General features: G+C 57.9%; 17 protein-coding genes and 1 pseudogene. 12 read left to right on the top strand and 6 right to left on the bottom strand.

The genetic code is table 11. The features are described 5' to 3' along the window. Window positions 1-436: 436 nt before the first annotated feature. Window positions 437-997, top strand: a pseudogene (locus AC0L16_RS27060) (IS66 family transposase); the annotation flags it as partial. Between the two features lie 6 nt (window positions 998-1,003). On the opposite strand, the gene virG reads toward AC0L16_RS27060, so the two are convergent. After that, window positions 1,004-1,729: a two-component system response regulator VirG gene (gene virG / locus AC0L16_RS27055; protein ID WP_473624335.1), complete on the bottom strand. Its 726-nt coding sequence runs from the start codon at window positions 1,727-1,729 to the stop codon at window positions 1,004-1,006. Window positions 1,730-3,001: 1,272 nt separating this feature from the next. Here virG and AC0L16_RS27050 point away from each other — a divergent pair. The 11 genes from AC0L16_RS27050 to virB11 are packed head-to-tail and all read left to right on the top strand — an operon-like array spanning window position 3,002 to window position 12,429. After that, window positions 3,002-3,784 (top strand): type IV secretion system lytic transglycosylase VirB1, encoded by a 783-nt coding sequence (locus AC0L16_RS27050; protein ID WP_473624334.1) that lies wholly within the window; start codon window positions 3,002-3,004, stop codon window positions 3,782-3,784. Window positions 3,785-3,798: 14 nt separating this feature from the next. Then, window positions 3,799-4,164, top strand: a complete 366-nt coding sequence (gene virB2 / locus AC0L16_RS27045) for a pilin major subunit VirB2 (protein ID WP_473491956.1) — start codon at window positions 3,799-3,801, stop codon at window positions 4,162-4,164. Continuing rightward, a complete protein-coding gene (locus AC0L16_RS27040) occupies window positions 4,164-4,490 on the top strand; it encodes a type IV secretion system protein VirB3 (protein WP_473491954.1) in 327 nt (108 codons plus the stop codon). Before virB2 ends, AC0L16_RS27040 begins: the two co-directional genes overlap by 1 nt. Further along, window positions 4,490-6,859, top strand: coding sequence for a type IV secretion/conjugal transfer ATPase VirB4 (gene virB4 / locus AC0L16_RS27035; RefSeq protein WP_473624333.1), 2,370 nt, complete (start codon window positions 4,490-4,492; stop codon window positions 6,857-6,859). Before AC0L16_RS27040 ends, virB4 begins: the two co-directional genes overlap by 1 nt. A 13-nt stretch (window positions 6,860-6,872) precedes the next feature. Next, complete coding sequence (locus tag AC0L16_RS27030) at window positions 6,873-7,556, top strand: TrbJ/VirB5 family protein (protein ID WP_473523892.1); 684 nt, start codon at window positions 6,873-6,875, stop codon at window positions 7,554-7,556. Window positions 7,557-7,614: 58 nt separating this feature from the next. Then, window positions 7,615-8,502: a type IV secretion system protein gene (locus AC0L16_RS27025; protein ID WP_473624331.1), complete on the top strand. Its 888-nt coding sequence runs from the start codon at window positions 7,615-7,617 to the stop codon at window positions 8,500-8,502. A gap of 23 nt (window positions 8,503-8,525) precedes the next feature. Further along, window positions 8,526-8,684 carry a type IV secretion system lipoprotein VirB7 gene (locus AC0L16_RS27020; RefSeq protein WP_473491950.1) on the top strand — a complete coding sequence of 53 codons (159 nt, stop codon included), beginning with the start codon at window positions 8,526-8,528 and terminating at the stop codon, window positions 8,682-8,684. After that, window positions 8,681-9,394: a type IV secretion system protein VirB8 gene (locus tag AC0L16_RS27015; RefSeq protein WP_473611885.1), complete on the top strand. Its 714-nt coding sequence runs from the start codon at window positions 8,681-8,683 to the stop codon at window positions 9,392-9,394. The genes AC0L16_RS27020 and AC0L16_RS27015 overlap by 4 nt, the downstream gene beginning before the upstream one ends. Beyond that, window positions 9,391-10,272, top strand: a complete 882-nt coding sequence (locus tag AC0L16_RS27010; protein ID WP_473624330.1) for a P-type conjugative transfer protein VirB9 — start codon at window positions 9,391-9,393, stop codon at window positions 10,270-10,272. Before AC0L16_RS27015 ends, AC0L16_RS27010 begins: the two co-directional genes overlap by 4 nt. Beyond that, window positions 10,269-11,405 carry a type IV secretion system protein VirB10 gene (virB10, locus tag AC0L16_RS27005; RefSeq protein ID WP_473624329.1) on the top strand — a complete coding sequence of 379 codons (1,137 nt, stop codon included), beginning with the start codon at window positions 10,269-10,271 and terminating at the stop codon, window positions 11,403-11,405. Before AC0L16_RS27010 ends, virB10 begins: the two co-directional genes overlap by 4 nt. Further along, complete coding sequence (virB11, locus tag AC0L16_RS27000) at window positions 11,389-12,429, top strand: P-type DNA transfer ATPase VirB11 (RefSeq protein ID WP_473624328.1); 1,041 nt, start codon at window positions 11,389-11,391, stop codon at window positions 12,427-12,429. Before virB10 ends, virB11 begins: the two co-directional genes overlap by 17 nt. A gap of 123 nt (window positions 12,430-12,552) precedes the next feature. On the opposite strand, the gene AC0L16_RS26995 is transcribed toward virB11, so the two are convergent. From AC0L16_RS26995 to AC0L16_RS26975, 5 genes are all read right to left on the bottom strand, one after another. Then, the gene (locus AC0L16_RS26995; protein ID WP_473624327.1) at window positions 12,553-15,093 is read right to left on the bottom strand and encodes a two-component system VirA-like sensor kinase; all 2,541 of its coding nucleotides are present in this window, start codon (window positions 15,091-15,093) and stop codon (window positions 12,553-12,555) included. Window positions 15,094-15,249: 156 nt separating this feature from the next. Next, window positions 15,250-16,002, bottom strand: coding sequence for a carbonic anhydrase (locus tag AC0L16_RS26990; protein ID WP_473624325.1), 753 nt, complete (start codon window positions 16,000-16,002; stop codon window positions 15,250-15,252). 135 nt (window positions 16,003-16,137) lie between these two features. Next, complete coding sequence (locus AC0L16_RS26985) at window positions 16,138-16,305, bottom strand: hypothetical protein (RefSeq protein WP_473624324.1); 168 nt, start codon at window positions 16,303-16,305, stop codon at window positions 16,138-16,140. Between the two features lie 712 nt (window positions 16,306-17,017). Next, a complete protein-coding gene (locus tag AC0L16_RS26980; protein WP_473624323.1) occupies window positions 17,018-17,770 on the bottom strand; it encodes a hydroxymethylpyrimidine/phosphomethylpyrimidine kinase in 753 nt (250 codons plus the stop codon). Beyond that, window positions 17,761-18,035: thiamine phosphate synthase (locus AC0L16_RS26975; protein WP_473624322.1), on the bottom strand; the 275-nt coding region annotated here is incomplete at its 5' end. The genes AC0L16_RS26975 and AC0L16_RS26980, both read right to left, overlap by 10 nt.

Below are 18,035 nucleotides of genomic sequence, written 5' to 3'. Positions count from 1 at the left end.
AAGCCCGACAAGTCGCGCCAGCGCCGTTTGACCAGCACTTGGGCAGGACTCGCGAGGCCCAGGACGAGCTGCCGAGCCCACCTGACAGGAGCAACCGCGTGAACAGCGGGGGCGTCATCATCAACAATGAACATTACACAGCGCTGTTGAGACCGGCGAAGAGGCAGAGGACTGAGAATCCGCAAAGCCTCGCCATGGGGCGGCAGGCGAGCGAAGCAACCACGACGCCCATCAGGCAAGCCTCCGATCAAGCCCGAGCAGACCTCATGGCTTCCTCCAGAAGCAGAGAGCGCTCCGACGCGGGGCGTTGAGCTCGATGGCCGGGATGAAGCAGAACAGCTCTTTGGCGACGGAGGCTGATGCGATCTCCGGACCGGTAGCTCTCGCCGTAATTGATCAGGCTGGCACTGTTGGCAGGCGATTGTAGGCCTGGAACTCGCCGATCGCCAGCCAGGCGCTGAGACGATCGCCGACCTCAAGATCGAGGACGATATCCGCGGCCGATCGGCCAATGAACGCCGTGCGATGCGTCAGGAAAATAGCCGCGCTATTGTCGCCGATCTTGAACCTTGGCTGCGCGAAAAGCTCGGCCTGATTAGTCAGAAGACCAAGCTCGCCGAGGCAATCCTCTACACGCTCTCACGCTGGGAAGGCCTCTCGCGCTTCCTTGACGACGGCCGTATCGAGATCGACGCCAACACCGTCGAGCGCTCAATCCGTCCGATCGCGCTCAACCGCAAGAACGCGCTCTTCGCTGGCTCGACGGCGGTGCCGAACACTGGGCAGTCATTGCGTGCTGATCGAAACCTGCAAGCTCAATGGTGTCGAGCCACTCGGCTATCTCGCCGACGTCCTCACCAGGATCGTCAACAGCCATCCGAACAGCCAGATCAACGACCTGCTGCTTTTGGCCTACATCCGGGCGCCCGAGCTAAAGGCCGTGGCCTTAGAACACCGCTTACGCTTGATCAGCCTCGTCAGCCAATCTCCTGAATAGCTCCTGTCACGCGGCCAAGGTACCTCCGTAGCTAACGTCTACGTCAGCGTTGAAGAAGTACCCTGCACCACGGCATGTCTTGACTAGGCGAGGATTGGCCGCATCAGCCTCCAGCTTTCGGCGCAAGCGCATGATTAGGACATCAATACTTCGGTCGTACACCTCTTCTCCACGCACACGGCTCGCGAGCAAAAGCCGTTCTCTGGATAGTACGTTGCGGGGGTTCTCCAGAAATGCGATCAAGAGATTGAACTCACATGCGGTAAGCTTGACCTCGCCACGCTCCGCACAGATCAGTCGCCGCTGCTTCACGCTGAGCTTCCAGGCCCCAAAGCGAAATGAGCGCTGATCTCTGGTTCGCGGACTAGACATGCGCTCGCGTAGCGCTACTCGAATGCGGGCCAAGAATTCGCGCATCCCGAAAGGCTTGGGAATGAAATCGGTTGCGCCGAGCTCCAGTGCAACCACTTTTTCCGCCTCATCAAGCCGGTCGCCGCTGATCACTATGATAGGAACATCCGATTTTGTCGCCAGATTGCGGACGATCGCAAGTCCATCCTCCCGGCCTAGGTTAAGGTCAACAACCACGAGATCGACTGGCTCATGTGAAAGAACAAAGTCAAACTGCTTGCTATCGTGGACTGCGGTTACCTTGAGGGCATGCATCGTGAGATACTCGGCGATGAGGCGCCGCATTGCGGCATCATCGTCAATGACAAGAACATGTTTCAACGGCTCACCTTCAATTTTGAATCCCCTTGTCTAAACCTGATGCCGAGCAACCCTGGGGACCGACGCAGAACAGCTGCCCCTGATACCACTCGCCGTTGCGTGAGGCCAATGTGAGGCCGTGCTCGTCCTGGTCTTTTCATCCCTGGCGAATTGACCGCATACAGGCAGCCCGTGGCCCCAGACAGGTCCAAGCGCCGACATGACCCTGCCGTGTGGTTCTTCCGCTTTTTCGCTTCGAGCTCCCCGTTGGTGCAGACCTGCCAATACCACTCGAGTTCGACCTCATGGATGCCAAGTTTTCCTGCTATGCCCTTGCATCCTCGTCATCCTGGAGTTTGCGGACCTGGATCATCTCGACATCCTCCGGCTCGTGGATCCAGCTCGGACATGGTTGAGCAGCGCGGCGTTTGGTTGATCGGAGAGGCGGTCGGCGGAAGAAGACCGTGATTCGCTGCAGCGGCCTTGTGCCAAATAGTATGTCTCCTGCCAAGCCGGCTTCGTCCAAGGTGGCCGGCGGCCTCAAATGCTGTTCGGGCGACCGGCAGGTCGCCGAACGTTCGGGCTAACATTTCTCAGTTACTGCAACTCCTCCATCTTGAGCGTGTCACTATGCTTGTCCATTGCGACGTCGGACTCCGTTAATGGCGTGCGGTTTTCTGCCGATGGGACTGTGGATGATCCACCCGTTGGCGGCGCGGCCGAACAGCTGAACCAGGCTCGCACCAGGATGGGCTGCGCCGCCACGTCTCCCAGTTGAGCCTCGCCCCCGCGGATTTGCGCCTCGAGCCAGCTTCGCGGACGAGCTCGCGTCTCAAGCAATGATCTGAGTGTGCAGGACCGCGCATGACTGTCTCTTAAATTACCGACAGCATATCGGCAAAGTTGGGCTGCTTTAGCGCCTTCGTCGATTCCCCACGGTAATCCCGAGCCTGAACAAACCCGCCAAGCTTCCCATTTTGTCCTTGGCTTGGCGCTGACAGAAGATCCCATCACCATCCATGACGCCGAAGTCACGGCACACGGTCCAGGAGCAACGGACGGCCGGGACAGGAGTCATCGTACCAAGATGCTCCGGATCTCGCTGGCTGATCGGGCCCGCTCCACCCCACGCATGCGCAAGCTGCTCACCCACGCTGACACGAACACGGTCTTTGCTTCAGTTGAAACCAAAAAGCTGAACTTGAACATCACACAGTAACAAACCTCCCCGATAAGCGCGTGCCGGACAGAGCCAGAACCCGTCCGGCGGCTTGGAAAGGTAGGTGATAGGGAATGTTTATTGCAGCTTGGCCCCTGGCCATCGTCCTGTTGACATCCATGTCGCTCCCAGCCGAGCCCGCGCCACTTTCTCCCCGTGAGTTCCACAGCCTGTCGCGCAAATGCGCTCCATGGGTTGCGCCGTCCACCCTCGCCGCGATTGCCAAGATTGAAAGTGGCTTTGAACCGCTGGTGGCTCATGACAACACCACAGGTGAGCAGCTTCGCTGGATAGATCACCTGGAAGCCACGCGAGGCATCAAGCGCCGCCTCGAAGCACAACATTCTGTCGACGTTGGATTGATGCAGATAAACAGCAACAACTTTCCCATGTTCAACCTCACGCCGGAAAAGGCTTTCGAGCCCTGCGCCTCGCTTTCGGCTGCCGCCCACTTGCTTGAAAGCCGGTATGCCGGCGGCACGACTGCTCCGGCGCAGCAACTTGCGCTTCGCCGTGCCATCTCGGCCTATAACACGGGCGACGTCACGCGTGGCTTCACCAACGGTTATGTACGCAAGGTCGAGTCGGCCGCAAAGGACATCTCAAGTCTCCTTGAGCGAACGCTGGAGCCGACCGCTCAAGATGTGCCAGACCTTGAGGCAGCCGGTCCGAAAACCGTGCCCCCTCTGCTCGAACAGAGCCAACAGACTAATGAAAAGCAGCCCGCACAAGAATCGTGGGACGTTTGGGGCTCCTATCGGCGAAACCGCTCCGGGGCCGATCCCTCCGGTCCGACAGGCAGCCAGGCTGCGGAAGAGCCGGAACCCTCGAACCCGAACAAACTCGTATTCGATTGAATCATGGAGATGCAATGATGAAGCCACTCAAAATACTTCGTACGTTTAAAACGCGTGTTCCTTCGCCTTTTTCCATGCTGCGCATGGCGGCTGAATATGTACCTGCCGCTGCTGTAGGCGCGGCGTGGACGGTCTTCTCCATCGGGCCAGCCGCGGCTCAGGTGACCGGAGGGACGGATCCCGCCAAGATGGTCCAGAATATCTGCACCTTCATACTTGGCCCCTTCGGACAATCACTGGCCGTGCTCGGACTCGTGGCCATCGGTATCTCTTGGATGTTCGGTCGTGCTTCACTTGGCCTGGTTGCGGGTGTCGTTGGAGGGATCGTCATCATGTTCGGCGCCAGCTTCCTGGGCAAGGCGCTCATAGGCGGTGGCTGATGAGCGACCGGTTGGAAGTGAGCACCCTCTATGTGGCGGCGACACGCCCCGCACTGTTCCTGGGGGTGCCGCTGACGCTGGCCGGATTGCTCATGATGTTGGCTGGGCTCGTCATCATTATCCTTCAGAATCCACTCTACGAAATCGTGCTCGTGCCACTCTGGTTCGGAGCACGGCTGGTTGTTGAGCGTGACTATAACGCCGCAAGCGTCGCGCTTCTCTATTTGCAGACTGCCGGCAGAAGCGTGGACGGGCCGGTCTGGGGCGGCGCGAGCGTCAGCGCCAATCCGATCAGAGTGCCGAAACGCGGAAGAGGAATGGTGTAATGTTTGGCGCCAGTGGCCGGACCGAGAGATCTGGCGAGATCTACCTTCCGTATGTTGGTCATCTAAGCGATCAGGTCGTCCTTATGGAGGACGGATCGATCATGGCCATGGCACATGTGAACGGGCTGCCGTTTGATTTGGAAGACGCTGAGATGCGCAACTCGCGCTGCCGCGCGTTCAACACTCTCTTGCGCAACATCGCCGATGACAATGTCACGCTATACGCGCATCTTGTGCGAAACAACGATGTGCCAGAGCCGGCATTGCGTCAGTTTCAAAGTGCATTCGCTGGCAGTCTGAGCGAGGTCTACGAGAGCCGTGTGCTGTCGGGCAAGCTCTTTCGCAACGATCACTTCCTCACTGTCGTCGTGTTCCCCCGCACCGCAATCGGCAAGATCGGCTGGCGCATTGCCAAATCCCCCGGGCGCAATGACAACGATCTGGCCACACAAATACGAACCCTGGAGGACCTCTGGCAGATCATTGCTGGGTCACTCGGCAGTTACGGTCTGCGCCGGTTGGGTGTTCGTGAGAAAGGCGACGTGCTCTTCACGGAAATCGGTGAGGCGCTTCGGCTGATAATGACTTGCCGGTTTCTCCCGGTTCCGATGGTTTCCGGCTCACTTGGCGCTTCGATCTACACTGACCAGGTCATATGCGGGAAGCGGGCGCTGGAGATTCGAAGACCCGGGGATAGCTCCGTGGGGTCATTGTTTTCGTTCCGTGAATATCCGGCGACGACGCGGCCAGGCATGCTAAATCCGTTGCTGTCCGCCAACTTCCCGCTTGTCCTCAGCCAGAGCTTTTCCTTCCTCACTCGGCCACAAGCTCATGCGAAGCTTAGCCTTAAGTCCAGCCAGATGACGAGCGCCGGCGACAAGGCTCTCACCCAGATCAATGAACTTGCCGAAGCAGAGGACGCACTGGCTAGCAACGAGTTCGTCATGGGTTCACATCATTTGAGCCTGTGCGTCTATGCCGACAGCCTCAACAGCCTTGGAGATCGCGCAGCAAATGCCCGCGCAAGGCTGGCCGACACGGGCGCCGTTATCGTCCAAGAGGGTATCGGCATGGAGGCCGCGTACTGGTCCCAACTTCCGGGGAACAAGAAGTGGCGCACGCGCCCCGGGGCGATCACCTCGCACAATTTTGCCGGGCTTGTCTCTTTTGAAAACTTCCCAAGTGGTTCCACTTCCGGCCACTGGGGCAAAGCGGTTGCGCGCTTTCGCACGAACGGTGGAACTTCTTTCGACTACATCCCGCATGAGAATGACGTCGGTATGACGGCGATATTCGGACCCGTCGGCAAAGGCAAGACGACGCTGATGACGTTTATCCTCGCGATGCTTGAGCAAAGCGTGGTGGATCGCGATGGTGCCATCGTCTTTTTCGATAAGGACCGGGGTGGTGAACTGCTGGTGCGAGCCACCGGAGGGACATATCTAGCGTTGCGCAGAGGCGCTCCGAGCGGCTTGGCCCCTCTGCGTGGACTGGACAACACCTCCGCCTCGTTGGACTTTCTGCGCGAATGGTTGATGGCTCTAATCGAGAGTGACGGCCGTGGCCCGATCTCGCCGGAGGAAAGCCGTCGACTGGAGCGTGGCATTGTTCGTCAACTTTCGTTCGAACCCGTCATGCGCTCAATTGCGGGCCTGCGCGAATTCCTGCTGCACGGCCCCTCCGAGGGCGCTGGAGCGCGGCTGCAGCGGTGGTGTAGAGGGAATGCACTTGGATGGGCCTTTGACGGCGATGTCGACGAAGTAAGGCTGGATGCCTGCATTACCGGCTTCGACATGACGCAGCTCCTGGAATTTGAGGAGGTCTGTGCGCCCGCCGCCGCGTATCTTCTGCATCGCGTGGGCGCTGTTGTCGATGGGCGTCGGTTCGTCATGAGCTGCGACGAATTTCGCTTCTATCTGCTCAACCCCCAGTTCTCGGCTGTTATCGACAAGTTCTTGCTCACCGTCCGCAAGAATAATGGGATGTTGATACTCGCAACGCAGCAGCCTGAACACGTGCTTGAATCGCCTCTCGGAGCCAGTCTCGTTGCGCAATGCATGACGAAGATTTTCTACCCATCACCGACGGCGGACCGGGGTGCGTATGTCGATGGCTTGAAGTGCACCACGCAGGAGTTCGAGGCAATCCGCCAGGGAATGGCAATTGGCAGCCGCAAGTTTTTGCTCAAGCGCGACAGCGGGAGTGTTGTTTGCGAATTCGATCTCGGCCAGATGCGCGAGCATGTAGCCGTACTCTCGGGGCGGGCCAACACCGTGCGCTTTGCCGACCAGCTTCGTGACCAGCACGGAGATGCCCCAAGTGCGTGGCTCGACGAGTTCATGGCTCGTTACCACGAAGTTCAAGACTGACGGAGGAATATTCATGAGATTTGCCAAGCTTGCAGCAACAACGCTCGCTACTTCCTTTCTGCTTAGCACACAGGCCCGGTCGCAATTTATTGTCAGCGACCCAGTAACAGAAACACAATCGGCCTTAACAGCGGCTTCCACTGCGGCGATCCTTATAAAGTCAGCCGAGACGCTCGCTACCACGATCGAAATGGTGGAGATGCTAACGTCGTCATTCGGTGTCACGGGACTGCTGGGCGCACTGAACCAAGGAAATCACTACCCGTCGAGCAACAAGCTGGAGGGGCAGATGTTTGATGCTCGGGCGCCAGCTTCGATTATGGCGCGTAACATTGCGCAGGACTCAGATCGGAGAGTCACCGGCACCGATGCAGAAGGGAAACTGTTAGAGGAGCAAATCGCTGGTGCCGCCAATGCCGCAGGTCTTGCAGCCGACACTCTGGACGTAATGGACAAGCGCCTTAAGGCTAACGACAACACGCTTGGTCAGCTTTCCAGCTCGAGAAATATTGTGCAGGCCACGGTGACCAATGGTCTGGTCCTCAAGCAGATTCACGATGCGATCATCCAAAATGCCCAGGCCACGAGTCTGCTGACGATGGCCACTGCACAAGCAAGCCTTCACGCCGCAGAGGAGGCCGCGATGCAGCGTCGCGAACGCCAGAAGACCGCTCGCATTTTTGGCGTCCTCCCGTAAACGACGCTGAGTTCATCCGGCTCAGCTGCGCTGATCAGCGACAAATCAGGCTCACGCCATGACTTTCAAAATTCACGCGCCATTCACGGCTATAGACACGATCTTTCATCAGGCCTTTACGTTAGGGCTGCACAACGTGCTTGAAAAAATCCAAGAGGCGGTCAGCGCGCCTCTGGTTGCGTGTGTCACGCTTTGGATAATAATCCAAGGCTGTCTGGTCATGCGTGGTCAAGTCGATGCGCGCGGGGGTATCTCGCGCGTAATCATGGTATCGATTGTCGTTGCCCTTATCTTAAGCCAGGCCAACTACCAGCAGTACATTGAAGCGGTCTTCGACAAGACGATTCCAAGGCTTGCTCACCAGATCAGTGGCAGCGACTTGCCCTTCATCGGTATCCCCCAGAAGCTCGACATGATGTTTGCTTTAACTCAGTATTCCCTTCAGGTGATTGCTTCCGAAATTGGGCCTATGAATGGCCAGGACATACTTGCTTTCCAGGGAGCGGAATGGATTTTCTACGGCGCGCTGTGGACAGCGTTCGAGATCTATGATGCCGTCGGAATTCTGACGAAGGTGCTTTTGGCGATCGGCCCCCTGGTTCTTGTAGGCTACCTTTTTGATCACACTCGAGACATGGCTACCAAATGGATCGGCCAACTGCTCTCGTATGGGCTGCTGCTTCTCCTCCTCAACATCGTTGCAACGATAGTTATCGCTGCCGAAGCAGCCTCGCTGGGAGTCATGCTTTTGGTGATCAAAAACTCCGGTACGACAGCAGCCAAGATCATCGGGCTTTACGAACTCGACATGCTTTTCCTGGCTGGCGACGCTCTGATCGTCGCGCTTCCGGCGATCGCCAGCAGCATCGCCGGCGGCTCTTGGGCAGGTACGAACCAACTGCCTAGCAGCCTCACTCGCCCCCCTGCCAAAACGGCGGGTCGTTAATCAATCACTAGCGCGGTGCCAAAATGAAATATTGCCTAATTTTATCAATCCTAGCTTTGGCCGCCTGCAAGACAACCGATGGGCTTGCGACCTGTGCGGGTACGCCATTCCAACTGAACGTGGGACAATGGGAAATCACCCCTGAGGATCTTCAGGTCGATTGCGCGGAAGAGCCCAAGTGAAGTTTCCTGAACATGCCCTTCTGGTGGAGAGAGAAACGCTAGCCGCCCACTACAAGGAGGTGGAAGCGTTTCAAACGTCACGAGCGAAGTCTGCGCGGCGCCTGTCAAAGACCCTTATAGCCTTTGCGGCGGCGGCGGTCCTAGGAAACGTTGCGCAGGCATTTACCATCGCTGCCATGGTCCCGTTGGCCAAGCTCGTGCCTGTGTTCCTTTGGGTACGGCCGGATGGGACAGTTGACAGCGAAGTGTCAGTCTCTCAACTGCCGGCAACCCAAGACCGGGCCGTCGTAAATGCTTCGCTGTGGGAATATGTACGCCTGCGCGAGGGCTACACAGCAGATACAGCCCAATACGGCTATGATCTCGTATCCAGTTTCAGCGCACCGGCTGTGCGACAGGAATATCAAGATTACTTCAACTATCCGAATCCCACCTCGCCGCAAGTCACGGTCGGCAAGCGCGGCAAGCTCGAGGTTGAGCACATTTCCTCAAATGACATCAGTCCGGACGTTCAACAGATCCGCTACAAACGCTCTCTTATCGTTGATGGGCAGATGCCGATGGTGACCACCTGGACAGCAACCATCCGCTACGAGCGCTTGACGGGTCTGCCTGGGCAATCGAGGCTGACCAATCCGGGCGGACTACTCGTTACCTCCTATCAAGCCTCGGAAGATAGTGTATCAATCCCGGGGCCCGTACAGCCATGACAAAACGAGCGTTTCTCGCGCTGGCCTGTTCACTTTTCTTAACGATCGAGGCGTCCGCGGAAGACACACCACTTGCCGGCAAGCATGATGCGCGGATGCGCTACCTGGCTTACCGTCCCGACGAAGTGGTGCGCCTATCGACCGCAGTGGGGGCAACGCTGGTTGTCACATTCGCGACCAACGAGACCGTCGCAGCCGTGGCCGTTTCCAATAGCAAAGACCTGGCTGCGCTCCCGCGCGCCAACTATCTCTTTTTTAAGGCTAGCCGGATGCTCCCGCCGCAGCCGGTCATCGTGCTGGCCGAGAGCGAGTCCGGTACACGGAGATACGTATTCAGTATTTCAACGAGAGCGATGCCAAAACTCGATGAGCAGCAACCTGACCTATACTACAGTGTGCAGTTCACCTACCCTGCTGATGAGGCTGCTGCTCAGAGAAAGGAAGCAGAAAGGCGCTCGATTCTTGGTCAGGCCCGGGCGAAAGTGCTGCAAGATGACAGAGTTCAGGATTTGTTGAATCGGCCCGCCGCAACCGCCAGTCCGGACGAAAGCAATTTTCACTACGTCGCAAAGGGCGACCGATCGCTGGCGCCGCTGGAAGTCTTCGATAATGGCTTTACGACCGTATTTGGCTTCGCAAGCAATTCCCGCATACCCTCCCTCTACGTTATCAATCCCGACGGCAAGGAAGCCGCTGCCAATTACGCAGTCAAAGGGGACTATGTTGAAGTATCCGCAGTCGCCCGGGAATGGCGTCTGAGAGATGGCAATACGGTCTTGTCCATTTTCAACAGGGCTTATGATCCTGTGGGACGAGCGCCAGGGACCGGTACAGTGAGACCCGACGTGTGGCGCGTTTTGAAAGGCTCGGGCCGATGAATGAAACCGGCCCACAGTCGGCACACGATGTCGATGCATCTAGATCGATCGTCTCGGAGCCGGCCCGCCGGCATCTATCGGGATCGCAGAAGTTGGCCGTCGCTGGTCTTGTTCTCATCTCATCTCTATCGCTCATCTGGCTCGGAGGTCGTCCCAGCACACAAGATGAACCATCTCAGCCAAAACCGCCAATTTTCCCCAACGCTGAGCCATACCGCCCTGTGCCAATCGAGATTGCTCCCGAACCTCCAGCACCCGTACAGGCGGCGCAGGCGGCAGATCCTGCGCCATCCACGCCACCGGCGCCAGCTGATCCGCCGCCGGAGGAAACACCAATTTTCGCCTACAGTAGCAGCAGTCAAATGCCCGACGACGGTCAGCGGAGCGAAGACTACCATAAGGATGCTCCCGCGACCGAGAATGAGATTTCAATCGGTGGCGATCTGTCAGGGCGATTGAAGCCAGATATACAGGAGCCAAGCCGGGCTACACTTTTGCCGCACCCAGATCTCGTGATTACTCAAGGAACGATCATTCCCTGCATTTTGCAAACGGCAGTCGACACAAATTTACCGGGTTATGTGAAGTGCGTGTTACCTAAAGACGTCCGCGGCGCCACCAACAATGTCGTGCTCTTGGATCGCGGGACGACCGTGATTGGCGAGATCCAGCGCGGTCTCCAACAGGGGGATGCGCGTGTCTTCGTGCTGTGGACGCGCATCGAAACGCCTGACCATGCCCTCGTGTCGATAGCATCGCCGGGCGCTGACGAACTCGGCCGCTCCGGTATGCCTGGCACGGTGGATAATCACGTCTGGCAGCGCTTTGGCGGAGCAATGCTCATGAGCGTCATTCAAGGCGCGTTTCAGGCGGCCGGTCAATATGCGGCTAGCTCTGGCGAAGGAAGCGGCATCAACAGCTTCCAGAGCAATGGTGGACAAGCCGTCGAGACGACACTGAGAGCGACGATCAACCTTCCGCCAACTCTGAAGAAAAACCAGGGAGATGCTGTATCCATCTTTGTGGCTCGGGACCTCGATTTCTCAGATGTATACGATCTTAGAGCGACCGCCGTGGCGCCAGCCCCCCAACATCGCGAACGCCGGAGGGACAACAATGCGATCGGAGGCTGATCCTCAATTGCGTTTGCTTCTCGACCCCGTTCTGAAATGGCTTGAGGAGCCAAGGACCGAAGAGGTCGCTATCAACCGGCCTGGGGAAGCCTTTGTCCGACAGGCCGGCGTTTTCAAGAAACATCCGCTACCGCTATCTTATGACGATCTGGAGGACATCGCGATCCTCGCTGGAGCGCTGCGCAAGCAAGATGTCGGACCGCAAAGCCCCCTCTGTGCGACTGAGCTGCCGAACGGAGAGCGGCTGCAGATCTGTTTGCCGCCCGCTGTTCCCTCAGGAACAATAAGCCTGACGATACGGCGTCCCTCAAGTCGTGTGACCGAACTGAAGGAAGTTTCTTCTCGCTACGAATACTCGCGTTGGAATCAATGGCGGTCACGAAAGGAGCGCCAAGAGCGGCAGGACGAAACGATTCTTCAGCACTACGACCATGGTGACTTGGAGCAATTTTTGCGAGCGTGCGTTTGCGGGCGGCTCACGATGCTGCTTTGCGGACCTACTGGAAGCGGCAAAACGACAATGAGCAAGACTTTGATCAACGCTATACCCCCGCAAGAGAGACTGATAAGTATCGAGGACACGCTCGAACTTGCAATCCCGCACGAGAACCATGTCCGGTTACTCTATCCGAAGGCCCGAGCAGGGGTAGGTGCGGTGACAGCCGAGCAACTGTTGCAAGCCAGCTTGCGCATGCGTCCTGATCGGATATTGCTTGGCGAGATGCGCGATGATGCTGCTTGGGCCTACCTTAGCGAAGTCGTCTCCGGCCATGCGGGATCAATATCAACGATTCATGGGGCAGATCCGGTCCAAGGCTTTAAAAAGCTCTTTTCACTCGTCAAGAGCAGCCCGCAAGGAGCCGCTGTGGAAGACCGCACGCTTCTTGACATGCTGTCGGCTGCCATCGACGTCATTGTACCGTTCCGTACCCAAGGCGAAGTGTATGAGGTGGGAGAGGTATGGCTCGCCGCCGATGCCCGGCGACGGGGAGAGACAGTAGCCGACCTTCTTAACAAGCACTAAGGCTAGAACAACGTCTCGGGGTCGATAGGTCGATTGTGATGTGACGCGGCATTTTGTTCTGCTTCGATGTCTCTTTGACGGGCCTTCTCAGATTGCTTGGGTAGCCTGAGCGAGTCAGCGGCATCATGCCATCATCATTGTACGAATTGCATGCTCCATTGTCCTGGACGAGACCGGCTTCGCTAGCCAAAGGACGAAAGCCTGATTATCAGATGTGACCGGCATGGGGTCGATTTCACCGACAACTATGACAGGCACCGTCATGAGGGTGGGGCATACGGATTCGGCCTGTCCTCGCTCGAGGAACGGAGTTTTACCCAAGATTAGCAGGTCAGCTGCCTTCCCGCTCTCGATCCAGCCGCAAAGACTTTCGAAGGTCGCGAAGCCGACCGGCTTATAACCCAGCGCGGCGACCTTGTCCGTGTAGAACTCCAACTCTGCTGAATCGGGCTCCACGACTGCAATGATTTCTCCGTTGTCGAGTGATCCGTCGTATGGACCGAAAGCGATGTCAGCGCTGACTGGCTCCTCCTCGGAGGCCGGTAAGTAGATATCAAAGCGCGTACCTCGGCCAACAGCCGAGGTGACGTCAAGGCATCCTGCGAGCGCGCTCACGTGTCTGTCCACTGCAGCAAGACCCAGCCCGGTCCCGCCGACGCGAGAGCGCGTGGTAAAAAAGGGCTCAAAGACATGCGGAAGTACCGAACTTGCGATTCCTGGGCCATCGTCGCTGATGGATAGGAGAACGTAATCTCCAGGTCTCAAGGTGCCATGAGCCAGCAGCTTTGTTTGGCAGACGTGGGCGCGAGAAACGCTCACCTCGACACGGCCCTGGTTCAAGAGAGCCTCCGACGCGTTCTTGCACAGATTCATAAGGATCTGCTGTATCTCGGTTGGGCTGCCCTCGACCACCGTTTGCCACTCTTTGAACTTGAAGTTCAACTGAACATCCGCACGAACTGTCACCCGCAGCAATGGCGCAAGATTCATTACAATTTCGGAGACATTGAAAGGCACTGCCACGCGCTTCCGGTTTCGGCTGAGTGACAAAATCTGGTCAACGATCAGCTTGGCTCGGTTGCCGGCTAAGATGATTTGATTGATTTGGTTCCGAATTCTAGATGGGCCACGCACAAGACTTTGCGCAATCTCTGAGTATCCGATTATTGCTCCTAAAATATTGTTGAATTCATGTGTGGCGCCGCTTGCGATTGTGCCGACCGTCCTCAGCCTTTCCGCATGCTCCCATTGACTCACGAGAAGGTTGCGTTCCGCGTGTACACGTTGCATTTCAAGGTGGTTGCTTAAACGCACAATAGCACTACCAAGAACCCGGAGGTCGTCTGCTGAGGGGTGTGAGCGATCTCCTTCAAAAACAAGGATGCAAACCGCAGCTTGCTGATCGGAGGCCCTGCAACCAACAATTTGACAAACACCCGAAGTGCCTACGGCAGTCCGAACCACTTGCGGCGCCGGGACGACGCGAAACACTGGCTGTCCTGCGTCGATAAGTGAGACGACTTCGTCGATAAGCGCGGCGTTCCAGACGCGCATGCGCGTGTTCGCCACAAAGCACTCGGTATGCCTGCTGAGACTCGGATCCACCAGAGCAAGCGCGCATTGATCCGCATCGAAAACGCGTTGAACGCGTCTAAGCGCTGCTTCGGTGGAGAAGCGCCGCGAGACCTTCGTTGCTTGACTGTCGTTGAAGCGAGCTTCGATCTCACTCATTGCCGCTTCAAGCTCCAACCGCCTTTCCAACCGTTTCGTGCGCACATGCAGCCTGGAGGCCCGAACGATCCCAAACAAGCAGAGGCATATGGACACCGAGCCAAAGAAAAGTCGCGTATGCTGCGCTTGCGAGCTGGCCAAGCTGTAGCCTTTCAGATGTTCTCGCTCCAGTTCAGCGGCCTTGGCGCGCGTGTCGAAGGATGCGATCCGATTGGCAGCGCGGTCCAACCTAGACATAGCCCACAGGACAGCGCGGCCCTTGCGGACAACATCCCCGGCGGCTTGGTCCTGGGTCGGAGCAAGTCGGTCGAGAGACCGATCGATCTGTGATGCGAGGCTGAGTCCCGGTCTGGCCGAAAACTGGAGGATCAGATTGGAAAGTTCACGCCTGCTTGACGGTGCCCCCTCAAGGCTATTAGCCGAGCGAGCAAAGTCTTCGAGAGAGCTTTGCATAAGCTCATTTTGCGCGGCCAAGGCTGCGATGGCAGCCGCTGTGTGTTCGATGGACTTTTTGAGCTGTGCAAGCAATCTGGAGTGCCCTCCGGAGCTCTCATCTGGCGAAATCTCGAGATGGCCTTGCAAGTTTTTAAGATTCCTTTGCAATGCCTGTCCGGTAGAAGCAACCGAACGGCAGTCCAATACGATATCGGTCCGAGCGCGGGCGACGTCGCGCTGGAGCAATGCGGAGTTGATCTGAATCGTTCGCAGCTCGCTTAGGGCCGCCTCGTTGATCTGGGGGGCCTGCCTTTGTGTCCCGACCAAGAGCACAAACGAGGCCGCTAGTGCGATTACAAATACTTTGTCGGTACTGAGCCATTTTTCCCAAGGAAACGGCGTTTGATCCGCGGTGCACGCCTTGCGAAGGTCCAATCTGAATTCTAGCTCCCCATCCTTTCGGTGTGCTGCCGGATGCTGTTGGAACAGGAAAGCCACGTGTATCCTCTCCCTCATAAAGACGGTTTAAGAAGATCCTCGCCCACTTGGTCTTGATCCGCTCACAGGACGAGGATGAGCTCCCAAAGGGCCTCAGCGACGCGGAGCGCATCCTCACGATATTGGGGATCAGACGTCGATATAGCGCGCCAGCCCTCAGCCGAGGCCTAGGATGAAGCGCCGATTGGGTGATCGGATAGGCCGCGCGTTCAGGGGGTAGAGTGAGGTAAATCGCGCCATGTCTGCCGGGTCGACCTCAACCGGTTCCGTCGCCAGCATCCACTCGACGTTTTCGGTGCATGGCGGAGTCGTCAAGGATCCCGCATACGTCCAATAGCTAAGTGAGGCCGGTAGAAGCCCGTTGGGCTCGACCTCGTCGACCGCTGTTTCCTCACCTGAGATTGCGGGAAATGCTGCGGCAAGGCTGGCGAAGCTGGCATTTGTCGCGCCTGGCGCCAGAAACACGCCCAGCACACCCAAAGTGTCGCTGTCGGTGTCCTTATGGACAAAATGCGCTTCCATCGGAAAATTCTTGCCTGCCACGTAGTGTTCGCTCGGCGCATGGAAATGGAACTGTACCAGTTCGTAGACACGATCCCCGCGGGTGAGGGTGCTGCCTTGCGGCAGGTTGACTAGGATGGTGTGGCCGTTGTTCACCATCCTGCCGCCGGCCTTGTGCCAACCTATGGCGATGTGCGGAATATCCGCTTTTACCGCGCCCTTGATATCGATCGGCGATTGCTGCGTGCCCGCCGAGCAGACGAAATTTCTCTTGTCCAGATCGCCCCAGTGTTCGGGCCCGGCCGGGCCGGCATATCCCCAATGGGTGCCCGCCGCCCCCGCGGCATCAGCGCAAATGGAACACGCGCCGAGTGCAACAAACCCTTTGATCAGATTACGACGATGCATATTGCTTTCGCTCCTGGACGTGAACTGAGTTTACCATTTGCGGTTGGGATGGTGGGAACTGCGGTCGCAACTGTGATATGGCAACATCATCGCAACTACGAACAACTCGGCATACCCAGAGCATCGCGCAGGGCTTCACGTCGGCGCATAGGCGACATCCTCGTCGGGGCCGCCGCTGAGCTTGTTATCGTCCTCACCGACGGTATGCGGTTTGTAGCGGCCATTCTCATCGGTTAGATGGTCCGAGCTATCTGCGCCGAATACGTGGTCGTTGCCTCCACGACCGCCGATTGCCCTAGGCATCCCAGATCGCATTCTCGGCCTCGTGACGCCTTCATATTCATCATCCGTCGACTAGAGAAATCGATTGCTTCAATTAAGAACATTCACGTTTTGGATGCATTCACGCGTAATCCGCGCCACTTCTGAGGACGCCTCACTTCGGCGGGCTTGCTATTGAAGCGTTCGCCTCCTCAAGCAGCTCAGGGCCGCCCCGTGTGGAAGCTGGTGCCCCGAGTCTCGATGCGGCAATCGTGACCGCATCAAGCGAGCACCCGCCATCCTCGCCTCGGAGCATCTGGTCGACGGGGAGCGTTTTGAGTGGCAGCGGCCGAAGGTGCGCTGCTGCCACAGCAGCTTTCCACTTCAGCTGGCGTCTCGAGCGCCTGTCGCAACACCTCACCTATTGCCAGCCAGCAGGACGGCACGACTACTCAGCCAGCATCGGCGCGACGCTGACCACACCGATCTATTCGGATGGCCGCACTTCGGCGCTTGTACGACGGAATAAGGAATCGCCCAATCAGGCCCGGATCGATACCGACGGTGAGGACAATAACAAGCTCAGCGGCGCCCCGACGAGGAGTCGGCCGCGCTCTGGTCCGTCAGCAACTGACTGCACGACCACGTACACCGCAGCCCGACTTGCCTTGAATGGCGTCGTCGAGCAGCGATGTCGGCCAGCGCACCACGCTCGACGTTCTCAACGCCCAGGCCGTAGTCATCACCGGCAAGATCAATCGTGCCGAAGCCTCTCGAAAACAAACAGCTTGCCTTCGCGCACGCTGTCTTTGAGCGGCTTCGCCTTCGCCAGATGCGCCGCAATCGCGCTGGCCAGCACGCAACCTGTTCCTCGCATCGATACGGCAAGGCGCGGTGCATCGAAGGGGATGGGTTCATGACCGGAGCGTAACAGAATATCGGTCGATCGGGGTCCCGACGCATGCCCACCCTTAATCAGCAGGGCTTGAGCACCGGCGGCCAGCAGTCTTTGTCCTTGTTGGAGCGCTCCGTCCTCATCCACTGCCAGTTCGGAGCCAATAAGGAGCGCCAGTTCAGGGAGGTTGGGCGTGACAATGCAGCAAAGTGGCATCAGATCGCGCTTCATGGCATCGATAGAGCCTGCTTCCAGAAGCGCGCGGCCTGAAGTGGAGGCCAGCACAGGGTCGAGTACTGCCGGCACTTGCCAATTTTCGCGCAGCACCGCCGCAACGGTAAGGATGGTCTCGGCTGTTCCGAGCATGCCGATCTTGATTGCCGCCACTTCGTTGGCCTGCAGCGCGGCGTGCATCTGATCGGCTACCAGGCTTGGTGGCGAACGATTAATTTCCATGACGGCGTCGTGCGTTTGCACCGTCAGCGCGGTGACAGCAAGACAGGTGCGCACGCCAATGGCAGAGATCGTCTCGATGTCTCGTGCTATTCCAGCACCCCCGCTGGAATCCGATCCGCCGACGACAAGCACATGCGGTTCGCGCCTCAACGCCATCGGTCCGTCTTTTCGATCCACTCGCGCGTTCGCGCTTCCGGATCGGCATCCAATGTGATGTCGGTCACTACCGCGGCGCTGTCCGCACCGGCACCGAAGACGCCCTCGAGCCGCTCGGGGTTGAGGCCGCCAATCGCGACCAGAGGTGTCGGCGCGATCTGGCGCTTCCATTCGCCAAGCCGTTCGAGCCCCTGCGGCGCCCATTTCATCTGTTTCAGGATGGTCGGATAGACTGGGCCGAGCGCGATATAGTCCGGTCTGGCGG

Source organism: Mesorhizobium sp. WSM4848, assembly GCF_055811375.1.
The sequence above is the reverse complement of the archived record's forward strand: the minus strand, read 5'-3'. Positions and strand labels throughout refer to the sequence as shown.